Annotated in this window: 17 protein-coding genes; 12 read left to right on the top strand and 5 right to left on the bottom strand. The window is 72.7% G+C overall.

The genetic code is table 11. The annotated features are described in order from the left end of the window. Window positions 1-547 precede the first annotated feature (547 nt). The 6 genes from ACIGDI_RS09025 (at window position 548) to ACIGDI_RS09000 (ending at window position 7,060) form a co-directional block, all read left to right on the top strand. Complete coding sequence (locus tag ACIGDI_RS09025; protein ID WP_399892736.1) at window positions 548-1,069, top strand: hypothetical protein; 522 nt, start codon at window positions 548-550, stop codon at window positions 1,067-1,069. 59 nt (window positions 1,070-1,128) lie between these two features. Then, complete coding sequence (locus ACIGDI_RS09020) at window positions 1,129-1,806, top strand: AIM24 family protein (protein ID WP_272174769.1); 678 nt, start codon at window positions 1,129-1,131, stop codon at window positions 1,804-1,806. Between the two features lie 185 nt (window positions 1,807-1,991). Then, window positions 1,992-3,077 carry a tetratricopeptide repeat protein gene (locus ACIGDI_RS09015; RefSeq protein ID WP_399892732.1) on the top strand — a complete coding sequence of 362 codons (1,086 nt, stop codon included), beginning with the start codon at window positions 1,992-1,994 and terminating at the stop codon, window positions 3,075-3,077. Next, window positions 3,074-4,111, top strand: a complete 1,038-nt coding sequence (locus tag ACIGDI_RS09010; RefSeq protein ID WP_399892729.1) for a polyprenyl synthetase family protein — start codon at window positions 3,074-3,076, stop codon at window positions 4,109-4,111. Before ACIGDI_RS09015 ends, ACIGDI_RS09010 begins: the two co-directional genes overlap by 4 nt. A 156-nt stretch (window positions 4,112-4,267) precedes the next feature. Then, the gene (locus ACIGDI_RS09005) at window positions 4,268-5,227 is read left to right on the top strand and encodes a threonine/serine dehydratase (RefSeq protein WP_399892726.1); all 960 of its coding nucleotides are present in this window, start codon (window positions 4,268-4,270) and stop codon (window positions 5,225-5,227) included. 198 nt (window positions 5,228-5,425) lie between these two features. Beyond that, window positions 5,426-7,060 (top strand): serine/threonine protein kinase, encoded by a 1,635-nt coding sequence (locus tag ACIGDI_RS09000; protein ID WP_399893026.1) that lies wholly within the window; start codon window positions 5,426-5,428, stop codon window positions 7,058-7,060. Here the strand turns inward: ACIGDI_RS09000 and ACIGDI_RS08995 are convergent. Continuing rightward, a complete protein-coding gene (locus ACIGDI_RS08995; RefSeq protein WP_399892723.1) occupies window positions 7,052-8,491 on the bottom strand; it encodes a serine hydrolase domain-containing protein in 1,440 nt (479 codons plus the stop codon). The two genes, ACIGDI_RS09000 and ACIGDI_RS08995, sit on opposite strands and share 9 nt — an antisense overlap. A 74-nt stretch (window positions 8,492-8,565) precedes the next feature. Here ACIGDI_RS08995 and ACIGDI_RS08990 point away from each other — a divergent pair, with 74 nt between their 5' ends. The 3 genes from ACIGDI_RS08990 (at window position 8,566) to ACIGDI_RS08980 (ending at window position 11,491) form a co-directional block, all read left to right on the top strand. Beyond that, window positions 8,566-9,537 (top strand): LLM class F420-dependent oxidoreductase, encoded by a 972-nt coding sequence (locus tag ACIGDI_RS08990; protein ID WP_399892720.1) that lies wholly within the window; start codon window positions 8,566-8,568, stop codon window positions 9,535-9,537. Window positions 9,538-9,644: 107 nt separating this feature from the next. Continuing rightward, window positions 9,645-10,685, top strand: a complete 1,041-nt coding sequence (locus ACIGDI_RS08985) for a hypothetical protein (RefSeq protein WP_399892717.1) — start codon at window positions 9,645-9,647, stop codon at window positions 10,683-10,685. A 95-nt stretch (window positions 10,686-10,780) separates the two neighbouring features. Continuing rightward, entirely contained in the window at window positions 10,781-11,491 is a 711-nt protein-coding gene (locus ACIGDI_RS08980) for a DUF2238 domain-containing protein (RefSeq protein WP_399892714.1), read from the top strand. On the opposite strand, the gene ACIGDI_RS08975 is transcribed toward ACIGDI_RS08980, so the two are convergent. After that, a complete protein-coding gene (locus ACIGDI_RS08975) occupies window positions 11,412-11,912 on the bottom strand; it encodes a DUF6328 family protein (protein ID WP_399892711.1) in 501 nt (166 codons plus the stop codon). The two genes, ACIGDI_RS08980 and ACIGDI_RS08975, sit on opposite strands and share 80 nt — an antisense overlap. 158 nt (window positions 11,913-12,070) lie before the next feature. Here ACIGDI_RS08975 and ACIGDI_RS08970 point away from each other — a divergent pair, with 158 nt between their 5' ends. After that, window positions 12,071-12,424, top strand: a complete 354-nt coding sequence (locus tag ACIGDI_RS08970; RefSeq protein ID WP_384811896.1) for a hypothetical protein — start codon at window positions 12,071-12,073, stop codon at window positions 12,422-12,424. Window positions 12,425-12,442: 18 nt separating this feature from the next. Here ACIGDI_RS08970 and ACIGDI_RS08965 read toward each other — a convergent pair whose 3' ends face one another. Next, window positions 12,443-13,426 (bottom strand): aldo/keto reductase, encoded by a 984-nt coding sequence (locus tag ACIGDI_RS08965; protein WP_399892706.1) that lies wholly within the window; start codon window positions 13,424-13,426, stop codon window positions 12,443-12,445. A gap of 136 nt (window positions 13,427-13,562) precedes the next feature. On the opposite strand from ACIGDI_RS08965, the gene ACIGDI_RS08960 reads away from it, so the two are divergent. Then, window positions 13,563-15,296, top strand: coding sequence for a cholesterol oxidase substrate-binding domain-containing protein (locus ACIGDI_RS08960; RefSeq protein WP_399892703.1), 1,734 nt, complete (start codon window positions 13,563-13,565; stop codon window positions 15,294-15,296). A gap of 40 nt (window positions 15,297-15,336) precedes the next feature. After that, window positions 15,337-16,179, top strand: coding sequence for an alpha/beta fold hydrolase (locus ACIGDI_RS08955; RefSeq protein ID WP_399892700.1), 843 nt, complete (start codon window positions 15,337-15,339; stop codon window positions 16,177-16,179). Here the strand turns inward: ACIGDI_RS08955 and ACIGDI_RS08950 are convergent. Continuing rightward, window positions 16,154-16,753, bottom strand: a complete 600-nt coding sequence (locus tag ACIGDI_RS08950; RefSeq protein ID WP_399892697.1) for a TetR family transcriptional regulator — start codon at window positions 16,751-16,753, stop codon at window positions 16,154-16,156. The genes ACIGDI_RS08955 and ACIGDI_RS08950 overlap by 26 nt on opposite strands. Next, the gene (locus ACIGDI_RS08945) at window positions 16,750-18,231 is read right to left on the bottom strand and encodes an MFS transporter (RefSeq protein ID WP_399892694.1); all 1,482 of its coding nucleotides are present in this window, start codon (window positions 18,229-18,231) and stop codon (window positions 16,750-16,752) included. The genes ACIGDI_RS08950 and ACIGDI_RS08945 overlap by 4 nt, the downstream gene beginning before the upstream one ends. Window positions 18,232-18,291 lie beyond the last annotated feature (60 nt).

The raw sequence follows: 18,291 nt of genomic DNA, 5'->3' as shown, positions 1-18,291 counted from the left end.
GGGCCACCGCCTCCCGTGCGGCGGCCGCCGCCGGGGCAGGGGCGACGGGTGGTGCGCCGTTGACGGACACTGGTATCCATGACGCGCGTTTCCCGTCGTGCCGCGCTGCTGGGCGCGGTCGGCTGCGTGTGCGGGGTGGCGGGCTGCACCGACCGTTCGCCCCGAACCGCCGCGCGTTCACCGGCCACCACCCCGGCGGCCGCCGCCTCCCCGTCGCCGCGTGCGTCACACCGTGCCGGCCTGCCGCGCACGACGCCGTGGCGTCCCACGTCGGCCGAGGTCACCCCCGCCGCGAAGCTGCGCGCCGTCCGGCTGGTCGAGGCGATCGGCGCATGGCGGCCGGGGGAATCCGGCACCGCCGCGGCCAGGTCACGGGTGGCCGCCCTGCACCTCGGCCCGACTCTCGTCGGCCAGGCGGGACCGCTCCTGCCGAAGGCCGACGCGGCCGCCCTGCAGGTGATCGACGCCCAGTACGGCGGCATCCTCACCGACTCCGCGAGTGTCCTGGTGGTGTGCCGTCAGTGGACCCGCAGTGCGGACCGGGTGAGTGCCGGCGGGACGACCGTGGACGTACGGCTGGTCCGCACGCTCCGGCTGGACGGTCACCGCCCTGCACCCGGCCCGTCCCGGAGCCGCCGTGGCGCCGGTACCGTCCCGGGTCCGCGGAATCCTGTCCGACCCGCGCATCGAACTGCCGCCGGCCGCCCGGGCGGACCTGCTCGGTGGACGGGTCCACGACACCGTCCTCGCCGCGATGCTGCGGCTGGCGGGCACCTACCGGATGTCCGTCAGCATCGTGCGCTCCGGCCATCCCCTCGATGTCTTCGGCACTCGCCGCCCCAGCGACCATCCCCGCGGGCGGGCGTTCGACGTGTGGCGGATCGACGGCCACCCGGTGGTCGACCCGGGCACGTCCCGCACGCTGATCGAACGCTTCATGCGCGACGCGGCGGCCGCCGGCTCCTACAACGTCGGAGGCCCGCTCCGGCCGTCCGGCGGGACCACCGCGAACCAGTTCTTCAGCGACGCCACCCATCACGACCACGTTCACATCGGCTTCCGCACCTGAGGCAAGCACTCCGGTCCGCGATCTTGGCGGAACGGATCCCTCCGGGACAGGATGCCCGCATGAAGGGTTCCCTCTTTTCCAGCGAGCACATGGTGCAGCCGGCCACCGCGCCCGGCATGACCGTCGAGAACGCCAAGTGCATCAAGTACGCGGTCAACGGCGAGATGCTCGCCCGCCAGGGCGCGATGATCGCCTATCGCGGCAACCTGCAGTTCGAACGCAAGGGCCAGGGCGTCGGCGGCATGCTCAAGCGCGCGATGACCGGTGAGGGACTGCCCCTCATGGCGGTGCGCGGGCAGGGCGAGGCCTGGTTCGCGCACGAGGCGCAGAACTGCTTCGTCGTGGACGTCGACCCCGGTGACGAGTTCACCGTCAACGGCCGCAACGTGCTGTGCTTCGACGCCTCGTTGTCGTACCGGATCTCCACCGTGAAGGGCGCGGGCATAGCCGGTGGCGGACTGTTCAACAGCGTCTTCACCGGGCAGGGCAGGCTCGGCCTGATCTGCGAGGGGAACCCGCTGGTCATCCCGGTCTCGGCGCAGTACCCGGTGTTCGTCGACACCGACGCGGTCGTGGGCTGGACGGCCGGTCTGCAGACCTCGCTGCACCGCTCGCAGTCGATCGGCTCGATGCTGCGCGGTGGCTCGGGCGAGGCGGTGCAGCTGATGCTGCAGGGCGAGGGGTACGTGGTCGTACGGCCCAGCGAGGCGACCCCGCAGAAGGCGCAGCAGCACTGACGCCCCGTCGGGTGATCTGCGCCTCACAGGCAACCTCCCCGGCGCGCACGACGTCTTGACCGACATCAGGTGATGCCCTGGCCCCCTGGGCCAGGGCACTTCTTCGACGCTCTATACACGCCATGTATACGCAGAGTGTAGAGATGGTATGTAGACGCGGCGTGTATAGCGACCGAAAGGGATGCATGTACGGCAAGGCATTCGCTCCGGAGTACCAGGGCGCCCTCACCTCTCTGTCCGTCAACGCCTCACTGACCGACGTACTGGACGCCGGGACACGGCAGTTGAGGGAGGCCGAGCGGGACGGGCGGCACGGGGAGGCGGCCCGTTCCGGCCTCGCGGTCGCCGAGGCGCAGCGCCGCCTGGGCCGGATCGGGGACGCGGACCGCGCGTGGAAGGCGAGCTACCGCGCCGCCCGGCAGGCCGGCGACACGGCGGCGATGGCCTGGGCACTGTGGAGCGGCGGCACCCTGGCCCGGCAGCGGGGCGCGTTCCCGCTGGCCCGGCGGCTGCTGGCGCTGGCGGCCGAACTCGGCGAGCGCGGCGGCGACGTGGTCGTGCGGGGCTACTCGCTGGCGGGGCTCGCCGAGACCGGCCGCATCCAGGGCGACTACGAGGAGGTCGCGCGACTGCACGAGCAGTTGCTGGCCGAGGCCCGGCGGCGTGGCGAGGCACGGCACACGGTGTGGGCGCTGGAGGGCATCGCGCAGATCCACCGCAACCGTGGGGACTACGACACCGCCTACGCCCTGTTCGAGGAGGCGGCCGCGATCGCCGCACAGGCCGACGACCGGCGCGGGCACGCCTGGGCGCTGCGCGGCCTGGCCGACATCGTCTCCGTCCGCGACGGTGACGTCGAGCGGGCGCTCGGGCTGCTCTCGGAGGCGGAGCGCACCTGCCGCGCCATGAACCTGTCCAGCGCCCTGGCCTACAACCACAAGATGCGCGGCAACGTCCTCTACCGCGCCGGGCGATACGCCGAGGCCCGGGACCTCTACGAGCAGGCGCTGGCGGAGTTCCGGGCGATGAGCGAGCCGCGCGGGCAGGCGCTGGCGCGGCTCGGGCTGACCAAGTCGCTGGCCCGGCTGGGCCGGGACCGCTCCGAGACGGCTGCCGAACTCGCCTCGCTCGCCGACAAGTTGGACCGCATAGGTCTCCGGCACGCCAGGGAGATGGTGGCCCGGGCGCAGAAGGAGCTCCTGGACTCCGACGCGCAGCGGACCGGGCCGCGGTCCGCCCCGGCCGGCGTCCGGGTGGAGGCGGCACGGTGACGGCGGCCTCCTCGGCGCTGTCCGCGCCGCTCGACACGGCCCGGATCCTCGAACGCTGCCGTGAGCTGGTGGGGCCCGCGCTGGCGGACGCGGTCGGGCGGCTGCATCCCTGGGTGGGCGAGATGGCCGCGTACTCCTTCGGCTGGTGCGAGGTGGGCGGCGCGGCGACCGTCACCTCCGGCGGCAAAGGGGTGCGGCAGGCACTGGCCGTGCTCGGCGCCGAGGCGTCGGGCGCGCCAGGGCAGGCCGGAGTGCCGGCTGCGGTGGCGGTGGAACTCGTGCACGCCTTCTCGCTGCTGCACGACGACATCATGGACGGCGATGCGGCCCGGCGCGGCCGCCCCGCCGTCTGGCGGGCCTACGGCACCGGACCGGCCGTCCTCGCGGGCGACGGGCTCTTCGCCCTGGCGGTCGAGACGCTCGCCGCGGCGCCCTCGGGCGGGCGGGCGGTGCGGATGCTCTCCGTGGCCCTGGGCGACCTGGTGCACGGGCAGGCCGACGACCTGCTGTTCGCCGGACGGCCGTGGACGGGGCCCGGACGGGTGCGGCCCGCCGAGTACCGGTCGATGGCCGAGGGGAAGACGGGTTCTCTGCTGGGCTGCTCGCTCGCGCTGGGCGCGCTGCTCGGCGGTGCGGCGCCGCCCACGGTCGCCGCTCTGGACCGGGCGGGGCGGCAGCTCGGGGTCGCCTTCCAGATCGTCGACGACACGCTGGGCATCTGGGGCGACAGCGCCGTCACCGGCAAGCCCGTCCACGCCGACCTGCGGGAACGGCGCAAGACGTTCCCCGTGCTGGCCGCGCTCGCCTCGACGGCCCCCGAGACCCGCCGTCTGGCCGCGCTGCTCGAAACCGGTGACGAGCCCGAGGAGGCCGCCGCGCTGATCGACGCGCTCGGAGGGAGAACGGCGGCCCTGGCCGAGGCGCACCGCCACATCAGCGCCGCCGAGACCGCTCTCACCGACGCGCCGCTGGACGACAGGGCTCGCGAGGAACTGCGGTCGCTGGTGGGATTCCTGGTCCGACGCGAGCGATGAGACGGACCCGGGGACGGGGCATTCCGTCGACGCGCCGGGGCCGTCGTGCGGTCGCCAGGCCGCGGACCGGCGCGGGCCCGGGTTGACCAGGGGCGTTCCCGGGGGTCAGGGTGCAGACGGTGCGGATCGTCGCCCCGCGCCGGAAGGATGAGCACCTTGATCGGGATCTCGGAGATCGAAGCCACCGCCGAGCGCATCGCCGGGCACGTCGTACGCACCCCTACCCTGCCCAGCCCCGGCCTGTCCGCACTGCTCGGCGCCCCGGTCACCGTCAAGCTCGAACTGCTGCAGCGCACCGGGTCCTTCAAGGCGCGCGGAGCGACGGCCAAGCTGTTGTCGCTGAGCGAGGAGGAACGCGCGGCCGGTGTGGTGGCGGTCAGCGGCGGCAACCACGGGATCGCCATGGCGGTCATGGCCGCCGCCCTCGATGTGAAGGCGACGGTCGTCATGCCGCGCTCGGCGCCCGCGCGTGCCGTCGAGATCGCCCGGGAGTCCGGCGCGTCGCTGCGGCAGACCGACGACATGGCCGGGGCGTTCGCGCTCATGACCCGGCTGCAGGAGGAGGGGCTGACCCTGGTCCACCCCTTCGACGACCCGGTCGTGATCGCCGGACAGGGCACGGTGGGGCTGGAGTTCGCGGCCGACGCCGGCGAGCTCACCGACGTCCTGGTCAGCATCGGGGGCGGCGGGCTGATCTCCGGCGTGGCGGCCGCGCTGCGCGAGCGCCGGCCGGACGTGCGGATCTGGGGCGTGGAGACCGAGGGCGCCGAGGCGATGTCGCGGGCGCTGGCGGCGGGCGGCCCGGTGCCGGTCGCCCTGTCGTCCCTCGTCTCCACGCTCAGCGCGCCGTCGGTGTCGCAGCTGACGTACGACCATGTGTCCACGCTGGTCGACGACGTGCTCGTGGTGCCGGACCGGGAGGCGGTGCGGGGCACGCTGGATCTCGCCGACCACGCCAAGGTGTGGGCCGAGCCCGCGGCCGGCTGTCTGCTGCCGGCGGCCCGCCGGGTTCTCGAGCGGGTCGGCGAGGGGGCCCGGATCGGGCTGGTGGTGTGCGGCGGCAACGCCACGACCGGCGATGTCATGGGCTGGGCCGAGCGCTTCGGCCTGCGCTGAGTTCCTTTCGGCGCGCTCTCGGAAAGGCGCCCCTCTTGAATTGTGTTCAGCATAAGGGGACTTCCGCGAATTCGGCCGACCGGGTGTGAACAAAACGCTTCATCGACGGGCGAGTTGCAGATTCTTTGAACACATCCCGTTGTACCTCCCGTACCTCTGCGTGAAAGGTGAGAGCCAGGGGTTCAGCGAGGGATGACCATGGTCAAGGCGCACGTCTTCACACACGAGTTGGTTGCCGGAAGGTACCGGCTCGTCGATGTCGTCCATCGCGAGACCAACCGCGTCTGCTGGTACGGCAAGGGCGTGGAGGGCGCCCAGCGCCCTTATCTGCTCACCGAGATCACCCTCCCCGCCGAGCCGGAGGGGGAGGCGGCGCCCCGGGCGAGCGCGACCGTCATCCGGATGTCGGAGACCATGGGGACGCTGTGCCCGGGCAGGGTCGCCACGGTCGTCGACGCCGTGGAGGAGAACGGCACCCTGTGGACCGTCACCGAGTGGATCGACGGCGTCCCGCTGGGCGAACTCCTCGCCCAGCAGGGCACGTTCAACTACGTACGGGCCGCGCGCATCGGCCTGGAGCTGCTGGACGTGCTGGAGGCGGCGCACGGCGAGGGCATCACCCACGGCGAGCTCAGCCCGGGACAGGTGTTCGTGCCGGACCGGGGCCCCGTCGTGGTCACCGGCTTCGGGTTCGCGGGCGCCACCCTGGCCCCCAGGCTCACCGCACCGTCGTACGCCTCCCCCGAACAGGCCCGTGACGAGCGGATCGGGCCGGCGGCCGATCTGTGGGCGCTCGGCGCGATCCTCTACACGATGCTCGAGGGACGGCCGCCCTTCCGTGACCGGGACCGGCCCGAGGCCACCCTGAAGGGGGTGGACCGGCTGCCGCTGCGCACACCGGTGCACGCCGGCCCGCTCACCCAGACCGTGCAGGGGCTGCTGCGCAAGGACTCCCGGGAACGGCTGACCCGCCATGCGGTCCGCGAGGCCCTGAACCGCGTGCTGACCGAGGACCCCGACGCCCTCGCGGAGGCCGCCGTGCCCCGGCCGCGGCTGCGCGGCGTCTACACCGCCGCCGTCCACGCCGTCCCCGGGTGGAGCCGGACCACGCTGGCCGTGGGGACCGCCCTGGCCGTCGTCACCATCGCCGTGGCAGCTCTCGCCGCCACCCACGAGCTGCCAGGGACCGACACGTCCTCGACCGACGCCGGCTCCCGGCAGACCGCCTCCGCTCCCCCGCCCCCGCCCTCGGCCTCCGACCGCACCGACGGCAGAAGCAGCACCCCTTCCGTCTCGCCCACACCCACCCCGTCCCCGAGCCGCACCTCCTCGGCGTCGGCGTCCTCTCCCCCGTCGTCCGCCGCTCCGCAGCAGGTCTTCCACCGGTACACCGCACCGGAGGGCTTCTCCGTCGACCTCCCCAGCGGCTGGAAACGGACCGGCACCAAGCGCGTCGGCGACCTGTCGTACCGCGTGACCTTCGGTGCGAAGGGCGATCCGCGCTCGCTCGCCGTCACGTACAGCACGGTGCTGGGCCCGGACCCCGTGGCCGTCTGGCGCGACGACGTCGAGCCCGAACTGCAGAAGCAGGGGGGCTACCAGCGGATCGGCGCCATCGAGGCGACCACGTACCAGGGCCACAAGGCGGCCGACATGGAGTGGTACTCCGAGGTCGACGGCGTGCGGACGCGGACCTTCGGACGCGGTTTCCTCCTCGGCGGCGGCCGCGGCTTCTCCCTGCGCTGGACGACTCCGGCCGACGACTTCGACGACACCGCCGACCAGCAGGCGCTGAAGACCTTCCTGGCGACCTTCCGGGTGCTGTCAACCTGACGAACGGGGCGCCCGCATCCGGCGCAGCGGAGTGCTGCGCAGCGGTGTGGTGTGCCAGCGGGCGGTGAACGTCCGCTCGGGCAGCGAGCAGGTCACGGTCAGCCGGTGGGGCGTCTCCAGGAAGGCCACATCCACGGCGAGCGTGTCCGCGTCGGCCCATCCGCCGCTGACCGCGACGGGCAGCGGCTCCTCGGCGACGGTCCAGCCGCTCGCGCCCAGCCGCAGCCGCAGGGGCTCACCGTCGTCGGTGAGCGTCAGGCTCCAGCCGTCCGCGGCCGGCGTCACGGCGACCGACGTCAGCTGCGGCACGCCGGCGCAGGCGCCTCCCCGCGGGGTGAACTCGCCCTCCGTCCACCGCGGCGCGCGCTCGGGCGGGGCGGGCTTGCCCGCGGCCGGTGGCAGCGCGAGCCGGGCGAGCCGCTCCCGCAGGGCCGCGTCCGCCTCGTCGGCGCCGGTCAGCGGTTCGGGCCGGAAGGCCGGCAGCAGATGCTCCCAGACCAGGTCGAGCAGCTGCGGCATCTGCTCGGTGGCCGCCGTGGTCGCGATCACGGCGTCCTGCTCGGGCAGTACCACGCAGTACTGGCCGTAGGCCCCGTCGCCGCGGTAGCCGTCCCGGGACATCCAGAACTGGTAGCCGTAGCCGCGCTGCCAGTCCGAAGTGACGGGCTCACCGCCGGAGTTGTCGATGTGCGGACGCGTGGCCTCGGCCACCCAGCCCTCCGGCAGCAGCCGCTCGCCCTCCCAGACCCCGTCGCGCAGGTAGAGCTGGCCGAGCCGGGCGACGGCGTCGGTGCAGGCGTGCAGTCCGCTGAAGCCGATCTCGCGGCCGGCCCGGTCGGACTGCCAGGCCGCCTCGCCGATGCCGAGCGGATCCAGCAGGCGCGGGCGGAGGTAGTCGGTGAGCGACTGTCCCGTGACCCGCTGCACGATCGCGGCCAGCGTGTACGTGGTGGGTTGGTTGTAGGCGAAGACGGTGCCGGGCTCGCGCTCGGGCGGCACCAGGAGGAAGCCGCGCACCAGTTCGTCGCGGTCGGCGGCGAGCGCCCGCTCCAGGGTCTCGGCCTCGTGCCCGCTGGACATGGAGGCCACGTGCCGCACCAGCATCGCGCGGCTGCGCGGGTCGGTGATGTCGGCCTCGAACTCGGGGAAGTACGAGATCACCGGATCGTCGAAGCGCAGCAGCCCCTCGGCGGCGGCGAGCCCGGCGGCCGTCGCCGTGAAGCTCTTGCTCAGCGAGTACAGCAGATGGGGGCGGTCCGCGGTGTACGGCGCCCACCAGCCGGAGGCCACGAGCCGGCCGTGCCTGAGGATCATCAGGCTGTGCGGCTCGATGTCGGGGGCGGCTTCGAGGGCGTCGAGGAAGGCGTGGACACCGGCGGCGTCGACGCCCTGGGTGGCGGGGGCAGCGGGCGGCAGCGGGCGAACGGTCACGACCGCATCCTCGCCAATGATCCTTCCCGAAGCGAGACCCGTTTTCCGTCGCCCGTGCAGGGGACCCGTCCCTCATGGTGCAAATCGGATACACGATGATGACCGAGCAGGCAGGTCCGCGTGAGCTGGTGGACCATGTGGTGCGCGCCGAGGAGGCCGGTTACGACTTCTCGGTGACCTCGGACCACTACTTCCCGTGGCTGCGCTCGCAGGGACACTCCCCGTACGCGTGGAGCGTGCTGGGCGCCGCTGCCCAGGCGACCTCGCGCATCCCGCTGATGACCTACGTGACGTGTCCGACCGTCCGCTACCACCCCGCGGTCGTCGCGCAGAAGGCCGCCACCATGCAGCTGCTGTCCGAGGGCCGGTTCCGGCTGGGACTCGGCTCCGGGGAGAACCTCAACGAGCATGTCGTGGGCGGGGGTTGGCCGTCAGCCGACGTGCGCCACGAGATGCTGGAGGAGGCGGTGGAGATCATCCGGGCGCTGTTCGAGGGCGGCCATGTCAACCACCGCGGCAAGCACTTCGACGTCGAGTCGGCCCGGCTGTGGGACCTGCCGGACGAGCCGCCGCCGATCGGCATCGCCGTCTCCGGCGAGCAGTCCTGCGCCCTCGCGGGCCGGCTCGCCGACCTGGTCATCGCCACGGAGCCCAAGGAAGGGCTGCTGACGGCGTTCGACCGGCACGGCGGCGAGGGCAAGCCGCGGGTGGGCCAGCTCCCCGTCTGCTACGACCCCGACCGGGACGCGGCGGTCAAGCGGGCGCACGCGCAGTTCCGCTGGTTCGGCAACGGCTGGAAGGTCAACGCCGAACTCCCGCACCCGGATTCGTTCGAGTCGGCCACCCAGTTCGTCACTCCCGACGACGTCGCGGCGTCGATTCCGTGCGGCAACGACCCGGAGGACTTCGTCGAGGCCGTACGGCCCTACGCCGAGGCGGGGTTCGGCGAGATCGCGCTCGTGCAGATCGGCGGCGAGTCTCAACCGGCGTACCTGGACTGGGCGGAGAAGACGCTGCTGCCCGCGCTGCACGACGCGTTCGGCTGACGGTCAGCGCGCCGACGCCGGGCCCTGCCGAACCGTGACCAAGCGGTGCATATAGGCTGCCGGTCTGCACTTCGCAGCCCGACAAGCTTTGCACAGGAGAGTCATCGGTGACACTGGCGATCGACCCGTCCGAGGCGTCTGAGACCTCTGATCCCGAGCCCGGCCCCGCGCCCCTGTCCGACCTGGTGGCGCGTGACGCCCGCGAGTTCGGGGTGTACGCGCGCACCGGCGGATGGGCCTTCGGCCTGATGGTGGCGCGCAGCGTACGGCCCGGCGGCCAGGGCGCGGACGAGACGCCGAAGGTGTCCGGGAGGGAGTTCGCGGAGCTGGCCGGGTGCTCCCCGGAGCGTGTGATGCGCTACTACAAGGCCTGGGACCGGGCCGCCGACGACGGCCTCGTCCCGCACTTCGAGGCGCTCGCCCCGGGCCAGGAGGTGGAGTTGCCGGACGCCGACGTGTGGTTGAGCTACTACGTCTCCCGCAACAGCGCCGGATCCGAGCGCGGCACCGCCATCGCGGAGGCCGCCGAGGCCGAGGGCATCCGGCCCACCAAGGCGCTGGAGGTCGCCGAGAACCCCACCGCGCTGCGCGCCGCGATCCTCGCCGACCCCTCCACCGCCCGCGCGGCCCGCCAGGCGCTGCTGGACCGCGTACGCGAGGACCCCGACCTGCAGGCCGAGCTGGCCCGGGACGTGGTGCGCACCGACGACCTGAAGAAGGCCGTCGCCACCGAGAGCCGGGCCGCCGACCGGATCGGGTACGTGCGCCAGATCGCCGAGTCGGGGCAGGTGAAGACCCCCGCCGGACAGACCATCGACGCTCCGGCCGACGTGCGCCAGGAGGCCGAGCGGCACCTGTCGCTCATCGACGAGCTGGACGAGGACGAGGACACCGGCGAGTGGGCCACCGAGGCCTACGACAGCATGAAGTCCCTGGTCGCCGAAGCCGTCGAGGCCGATCCCGAACTGCGCGTCACGGAGCGGCGGACGCGGTTCTACAGCAGCCTGCAGAAGGCGACGAAGGCGTTCGAGGAGCTGACTTTCGACGATGTGCAGGACTTCGTCGAGGACGACATGGTGCAGCAGTTGGAGGAGCTCCAGCAGGCCATCGCCTCGTGCCTGAGCGCGCTGCGCGGCGCCAAGGACTGAGCGCGCGCATACCCGGGCGGCGCTGAGTAGCCGTACTCATGCCCCCGGGCGGCCGCCGCGGCCAGCATGGGGGCTCCCAGTCAGGAGGAGCCCCCATGTCGATCGCTCTGCACGCAGCCGTCCCGCGACGGCACCTGCCCGCCGTGGCCGTCGCCGTCACGGTCGCCGGACTCGCGGTGTCGGCGTGGAATCCGCACGACCGCACGACCTGGTTCCTGGAGACGGTGTGGGTGCTGGTCGGCCTGCCCCTTGTCGTGCTCACCCGGCGCCGGTTCCCGCTCACGGACCTGTTGTGCTGCCTGCTGGCCGCGCACGCGCTCGTGCTCGCCGTGGGCGGCCACTACACCTACGCGCAGGTCCCCGTCGGCGACTGGGTGCGCGACACCTTCGGCCTGGCCCGCAACCCGTACGACCGCTTCGGCCACCTCATGCAGGGCTTCGTGCCGGCGGTGCTGGTGCGCGAGCTGCTCAGCCGCACCTCACCGCTGCGCGGCAGCCGCTGGCTGGCTCCGCTGACGGTCTGCGCCTGCCTGGCCTTCAGTGCCGTCTTCGAGATGCTGGAGTGGCTGGCCGCGGTGGTCGGCGGGCACTCGGCTGACGCCTTCCTCGCCACGCAGGGCGATGTGTGGGACACGCAGTGGGACATGTTCTGCGCGCTGATCGGCGCGACGGTCTCGGTACTGGTGCTCTCCCGGCTGCACGACCGCCGGCTCGACGCGCTGGGCGTCAGCGGCTCGAATGGCGGCGCAGCGTCCACATGGGCACCACGAACCAGCACAGGGCGTACCACGCGACGACCGCGCTGACGATCCAGGGCACGATCGCGTTGTGCGTGGCGACCCGCAGGACCAGCAGGAGCGAGGACGTCATGGTCGCGAGCAGGAGTATCAGCCCGACCAGGGTCATCCGGGAGGCCCACCGCACGGCCTCCGCCTTGACCCGCTGGCCGGACACCAGACGGTGCAGGGAGACCGGCCCGATGAGCGCCCCCGTCGTGGCGGCGCCCAGGATCACCGTGACGATGTAGATGGTCTTGTCCGTCTGCTCCAGCGAGGCGTACTTCTGCTGGAACACCACGGTGAGCAGGAATCCGAACAGGATCTGCACGCCGGTCTGGGCGACCCTGACCTCCTGGATCAGCTCACCCCACTTGCGGTCGGCTCTCTCCTCCTCGGTCTCGTGCCGACCCCAGTCGTTCACATCCGCACCGCTTTTCGAGACCGTCAACGTTCCTCCTGCTCATCGGCCCGCGCCTTTCCTGGTCCGGGTTCCCTGATCGCGCGATTTTGACCGTCCCTTTGCGGAGAACGGCGGCTGTTTGGACGATCACGGGACGGTTACACGGTGCTGACGGCCCACGACGACGATCCGAGGAGTCCGACCACATGTCCGGCACCGAACTCACGCTCACTCTCAGCGGCGCCACCGCCGCCGACGCGCGCGCCGTCGTGCACGTCCTGGAACCGGCCTTCGGCAGCCCGGAGGAGGAACTTCCGGCCGACGACCGCGTGACGGTGTACACGGCGAGGTTCACGCACGATCCGGCGGCCCGGCCCTCCGGGGGCGCGCCGGCCGGCGGCACCGGTCATCTGTCCGGGGCGGTCACGGTGACCGTCCAGGGCGCCCCGGACGCGGTGGCCCGGGCACGCGAGGTGCTGGCCCGCTCCTTCACCGCGCAGGACCAGGGTGCGGTCTCCGGCGACCAGGAGCAGGAGAGCCAGCTGCTCCTGGAGCCGTGAACGGCCGTATGGCGACCGCTACCAGCGGTTTTCGACCTGGTCCTTGATCCGGCGGTCGTAGAGATCGCGGATCGCGGCGAGGGTCTCGTCGGAGAGTTCCGGCAGCTTGGCGGCGGCCGCGTTGGCGCGGGCCTGCTCGGGCGAGCGGGCGCCGGGGATCACGGTGGTGACGCCGGGCTGCTGGACGATCCAGCGCAGGGCGAGCTGTGCCGGGGTGTATCCCTCGGGGGCGAGGGCGGCGAACTCGGCGGCCGCTTCGACGCCGGTCGTGTAGTCCACGCCGGAGAAGGTCTCGCCGACGTCGAAGGACTCGCCGTGCCGGTTGTAGGCGCGGTGGTCGTTCTCCGGGAAGACGGTGTCCTTGGTGTACTTGCCCGACAGCAGGCCGGAGGCGAGCGGGACACGGGCGATGACGCCGACGCCGGCCTCGCGGGCGGCCGGGAGGACCTCGCGCAGGGGCTTCATGCGGAACGGGTTGAGGATGATCTGCACGCTCGCCACACCCGGCCGCGCGATCGCGGTCAGCGCCTCCTGGCAGGTCTCGACGCTGACGCCGTAGTGGGCGATGCGCTCCTCCTCGACGAGGGTGTCCAGGGCGTCGAACACCTCGTCCGTGGAGTACACGGCCGTGGGCGGGCAGTGCAGCTGGACCAGGTCGATGCGGTCGACCCCGAGGTTGCGTCGCGAACGGTCGTTCCAGGCGCGGAAGTTGTCGAGGACGTAGTTCTCCGGGATCTGGTCGACCCGGCGGCCCATCTTGGTGGCGACCAGTACGTGCAGGTCCGGCCGGCCCGCCAGGAACGCGGCGATGGTCTGCTCGCTGCGTCCGTCGCCGTACACGTCGGCGGTGTCGAAGAAGGTCACGCCGGACTCGGCAGCCGCCTCCAGGACCGCCAGGGCTTCCTTGTCGTCGACGTCTCCCCAGTCGGCGCCCAGCTGCCACGTGCCGAGACCGATGACGGAGGCGTGCTGACCCGACCTGTCGAAAGTGCGCTCGTCCATGACGTCAGTCTGTCATCCACCGCGCCCGAGCGCGGAACGAGCCGCTCCGGTGCACTCCTTGTGAATCTTTCACTCACACGAGTGACGTGTTTCGACAGCGGGTGGACTCGTGTCACCACGCACCTAGCGTGGCTCCGTGACTGATCATTCAGTGAGCAACTTCCCTTCCGGGGCCGGGGACGACCCGTCCTGGAGCCGCCGCGGCTTCCTGCTGTCCGCCGCCGCCCTGGCCGCCCTCCCCGTGCTGGTGGCCGCGGATCCGGCGGTGGCGGCACAGGAGTTGCCGGACTTCCCCGAAGGCGTCGCGCTGTACCGCTCGGCGTACCGCAACTGGGTGGGCGAGATCACCGCCGACGGCCTGTGGGCCTGCGCTCCCGAGCACCCCGGCCAGGTCGTCGACGTCGTCAACTGGGCCTGGCGGCACGGCTGGGCGGTGCGCGCCCGCGGCGCCTCGCACGGCTGGTCGCCGCTGACCGTCACCGCGCACACCTCCTCGGACGCCCCCGTCCTCCTCGTCGACACCGCCCCGCACCTCACCGGCCTGAGCCTCGACTCACCGTCCGCCGTCCGCGCGGGAACCGGCGTCACGATGGACACCCTGCTCGGCTATCTGGAGGAGCACGGCCTCGGGGTCACCGCCGCGCCCGCCCCGGGCGACCTCACGCTGGGCGGTGCCCTGGCCGTCGACGCCCACGGCACCGCCGTACCGGCGAAGGGCGAACAGCGGTCGCCGGGGCACACCTACGGCTCGCTCAGCAATCTGGTGCTGTCGCTGACGGCGGTCGTGTGGGACGAGGGCTCGGGGGCGTACGTCCTGCGCACCTACCGCCGTGACGAGGCGGACTGCGCCGCGCTGCTCACCCATCTGGGCCGCTCGCTGGTGACCGAGGTCGTGCTGCGCGTGGGCGCGAACGCCAACCTGCGGTGCGTGAGCCGTACGGACATCCCGGCGGCCGAGTTGTTCGCCGCGCCGGGGACCGACGGGCGCACCCTCGCGGGCTTCCTCGACAAGGCGGGGCGTGTGGAGGCGATCTGGTTCGCCTTCACCGAGGTCCCCTGGCTGAAGGTGTGGAGCGTGGCGCCGACCCGGCCGCTCACCTCGCGGCATGTGACGTCGCCGTACAACTACCCCTTCTCCGACAACGTGCCGACCGTGGTGGCGGACCTGGTGGGGCGGATGACCTCGGAGGCCGCCTGGTACCTGGCTCCCGTGCTGGGCAACGCGCAGTACGACGTCGCCGCGGCCGGACTGCTGGCCACGCTCTCGGCCGACATCTGGGGGCCGTCGAAGAACACGCTGCTCTACATCAGGCCGACGACACTGCGGGTCACCGCGAACGGGTACGCGGTGCTCACCGCACGGAACCAAGTGCAGCGCGTGGTCCATGAGTTCACGTCCTACTACCGGGAGCGGCTGGCCGCGTACGCCGCCCAGGGCCGCTACCCGGTCAACGGGTCGGTCGAGATCCGGGTGACGGGCCTGGACGACCCCGCCGACGTCGAACTCGACGGCGCACGCGCCCCGTTGCTGTCGGCGCTGCGGCGCGACCAGGCCCGTCCCGAGTGGGACACGGCGGTGTGGCTGGACGTGCTGACACTGCCCGGCACCCCGCATGCGGAGGAGTTCCTGCGGGAGTTGGAGCAGTTCCTGCTGCGCGCGTTCGACGGCGGGGACGCCCTGACCCGGGTCGAGTGGTCCAAGGGCTGGGCGTACACCGAGGACGCCGTCTGGAGCGACGAGGAGGTGCTGGGGACGGTGATCCCCGGCTCCTTCGGCGAGGCGGCCTGGGGGCAGGCCGCCGGGTCCCTGGACCGGCTCGACCCGCACCGGGTCTTCGGCAACGGCTTCCTCGACCGCTTGTTCCGATAACCGGTTGCCGTCATCGGGCGCGGCTGGGAGGCTCGCGATCATGCCTGCCTTCGCCGCGCCCGACGGGACCGAACTCGCCTACCACGTCCTCGGGGACGACGGGCCGCCCGTCGTTTGTCTGCCCGGCGGGCCCATGCAGGCGTCCGCCTATCTCGGCGAGCTCGGCGGTCTGTCCGCGCGCCGCCGGCTCGTGCTGCTGGACTTCCGGGGCACCGGCGATTCCGCGCTCCCCGAGGACCCCGCCACCTTCCGCTGCGACCGGCTGGTGGACGACGTCGAGGCCCTGCGCGCGCACCTGGGCCTGGAGGCGATGGACCTGCTGGGACACTCCGCGGGCACCAACCCGGCCGTGCTGTACGCGGCCCGTCACCCGCGGCGTGTGGAGAGACTCGCGCTGATCGCTCCGAGCGCCGGGGCCGTCGGGCTCACGGTTCCGCCTCAGGTGCGGCGGGAGACCGCGCAGTCCCGGCACGGCGAGCCGTGGTTCCCGACCGCGTTCGCCGCGCTGCAGGACATCACCACCGGCCGCGCCACCGCCGACAGCTGGGAGGCCATCGCGCCCTTCCTGTACGGCCGTTGGGACGACACGGCGCGTGCGCATCACGCCGCGGGGGCCTCCCAGAGGAACGACCAGGCCGCCGCGGTCTTCGGCGGGGAGGGGGCGTTCGACCCGGCCGCCACCCGGGGCGCGCTCGCCGGTTCGACGGCGCCGGTGCTGCTGCTGGCCGGCGAGGTCGACCTCAACTCGCCGCCGCCCATGGTCGCCGAGTTCGCCGGGCTCTTCGGCAAGGCCGAGTCGGTGGTGCAGCCGGGCGCCGGTCACTTCCCGTGGCTCGACGATCCCGAGCGGTTCGTGACTACGGTCGGGGATTTCCTGGCGTGAGGTGTCCCTGGACGAGGGGGGCGTAGCGCTCCACGATCTCGTCCAGTTCCGCCGCGCGGACGTGGGGGCCGCGGGCGAGTCCGTAGATCACGCCGAGACCGAGCAGCGCGGCCACGGCGAGTTCGGCGCGCAGCCCCGCGTCGGCGCCCGTGAGCCGCTCGGTGAGCCGTTCGGTGACCTGGGTGCGGAAGTTGGCGCGCAGGATGTCGCCCTGTTCGGCGTGCAGGGGCGCGAACACGATGCGCAGCAGCGGGTCGGCGCCGTGCCGGGACTGGCCGACCAGCACATGCCGCACCATGTGCCGGCCGAGATTGTCGAGCGGGGCGTCCAGCAGAGCGTCCGCGTCGGTCTCGAAGGACATCACGCGGGCGAAGAGCGCGTCCTTGTTGCCGAAGTACTTGAGGATCAACGGCGCGCTGACCCCGGCGCGTTCGGCGACGGCCTTGAGGGTGATGTCGGCGTGGGCGTGCCGGGCCAGCAGATAGCGGGCGGCCTTCAGGATGGCCGCCTTGGTGGCCTCGGCGTCCCGGCGGGCGGGCGCGGTCGTTGTGGGGGGAGTGCTCACGGCACTCATGCTCCCTCCAACGCCTCGTCCCGCGCATCCAGGGTGCCGCTCCCGGCCCTGCGGGAACCGCGCCGCCCGGTGTCGCCGGGGATGGTCAGCGCCGTGGCGCTCGCCACCAGGGCGACGATCCCGGCCACGGTGAAGGCGAGCAGGTAGCCGTGCAGGGTGGGCACCGGGACGCCGCCGACCGGGCTGGTGTGGTGGACCAGGACGGCGGCCACGGCGGCGCTGGAGGTGGCCTGGCCGATCGTGCGCATCAGGACGTTCACGCCGTTGGCGGACGCGGTCTGCTCGGCCGGTACGGCGCGCAGGATCAGGGTGGGCAGCGCCGAGTAGGCGAGGGTGGTGCCGGTGGCCACGACCGTCGCACCGAGGATGATCATCCACAGGTCGCGGCTGTCGGCGATACGCACCGCGTAGCCGCAGGCGATGACCGCCGCGCCGAGGGCGAGCGTGACGCGCGGGCCGCGCGCCGCGGAGATCCGTGCCGACAGCGGTGAGAAGAGCAGCATCGTCACGCCGCCGGGCAGCAGGCACAGTCCGGTCTCCACGATCGACAGCCCGAGTCCGTACCCGGTGGCCTTCGGCGCCTGCACCAGCTGCGCGGTCACGAGGGAGTTGGCGTAGAAGGCGAATCCGGTGAGCAGGGCCGCGACATGGGACAGGCCCACCCTGGGCCGTGAGACCAGGCGCAGGTCGACCAGCGGCCGCTCGGTGTGCAGCTGCTGCCACCACCACAGGCCGAGGACGACCACGGCGGCGGCGAACAGGCCCAGGACCCGGGCGCCGGTCCAGCCCCACTGCCCGCCCTGGGACACTCCGAGCAGCAGGCAGACCAGCCCGGCGGCCAGCCCCAGCGTGCCGGCCACGTCGAACCGGCCGGGCTCGCGCACCGGCGACTCCTTCACCGCCCACCACACCGCGGACACGCCCACGGCACCGAGGGCGCTGGTCAGCCAGAACATGGTGTGCCAGTCGTAGTACTGCACGACCAGCGCGGCGAGCGGCAGGCCGAGCGCGGCGCCGATCCCGACGGTGGAGCTCATCAGGGCGACCGCGGAGCCCCGGCGCTCCGGTGGCAGTTCGTCGCGCAGGATGCTGATCGACAGCGGCACCACGGAGGCGGCGGCGCCCTGGAGGGCGCGCGCCGTGATGAGGACGGCGATGTCGGAGGACAGCGCGCACATCACCGAGCCGACGGTCATCAGCAGCAGCGCCGCGGTCAGCACCCTGCGCTTGCCGTACATGTCGCCGGCCCGGCCCAGGACAGGGGTGAGGACGGCACCGGACAGCAGGGTCGCGGTGACCGTCCAGGAGACCGCGCCGGGCGAGGAGTGGGTGAGCCGGGGCAGGTCGGGGAGCAGGGGGACGACGACGGTCTGCATGACGGCCATGAGGATGCCGCCGAACGCCAGCACCGGGATCGTGAGTCGGCCTCGCAGTCCCGGCCGCACGGAGGGCTGGGCTATCGGTGCGGGCTGCTCCATCGGTACTCCAGCGGCTGACACGCAGAACAAATGGGTGAATGGCAATTCACCATAGCCGGT

This window comes from Streptomyces sp. NPDC085900 (assembly GCF_044540925.1).
GTDB lineage: Bacteria > Actinomycetota > Actinomycetes > Streptomycetales > Streptomycetaceae > Streptomyces > Streptomyces gilvifuscus.
The sequence above is the reverse complement of the archived record's forward strand: the minus strand, read 5'-3'. Positions and strand labels throughout refer to the sequence as shown.

Coding starts and splice junctions, on each gene's coding strand:
- ACIGDI_RS09020 (WP_272174769.1), top strand. CDS start 1,129: ATGAAGGGTTCCCTCTTTTCCAGCGAGCACATGGTGCAGCCGGCCACC.
- ACIGDI_RS09015 (WP_399892732.1), top strand. CDS start 1,992: ATGTACGGCAAGGCATTCGCTCCGGAGTACCAGGGCGCCCTCACCTCT.
- ACIGDI_RS09000 (WP_399893026.1), top strand. CDS start 5,426: ATGGTCAAGGCGCACGTCTTCACACACGAGTTGGTTGCCGGAAGGTAC.
- ACIGDI_RS08990 (WP_399892720.1), top strand. CDS start 8,566: ATGGTGCAAATCGGATACACGATGATGACCGAGCAGGCAGGTCCGCGT.
- ACIGDI_RS08980 (WP_399892714.1), top strand. CDS start 10,781: ATGTCGATCGCTCTGCACGCAGCCGTCCCGCGACGGCACCTGCCCGCC.
- ACIGDI_RS08970 (WP_384811896.1), top strand. CDS start 12,071: ATGTCCGGCACCGAACTCACGCTCACTCTCAGCGGCGCCACCGCCGCC.
- ACIGDI_RS08965 (WP_399892706.1), bottom strand. CDS start 13,426: ATGGACGAGCGCACTTTCGACAGGTCGGGTCAGCACGCCTCCGTCATC.
- ACIGDI_RS08955 (WP_399892700.1), top strand. CDS start 15,337: ATGCCTGCCTTCGCCGCGCCCGACGGGACCGAACTCGCCTACCACGTC.
- ACIGDI_RS08950 (WP_399892697.1), bottom strand. CDS start 16,753: ATGAGTGCCGTGAGCACTCCCCCCACAACGACCGCGCCCGCCCGCCGG.
- ACIGDI_RS08945 (WP_399892694.1), bottom strand. CDS start 18,231: ATGGAGCAGCCCGCACCGATAGCCCAGCCCTCCGTGCGGCCGGGACTG.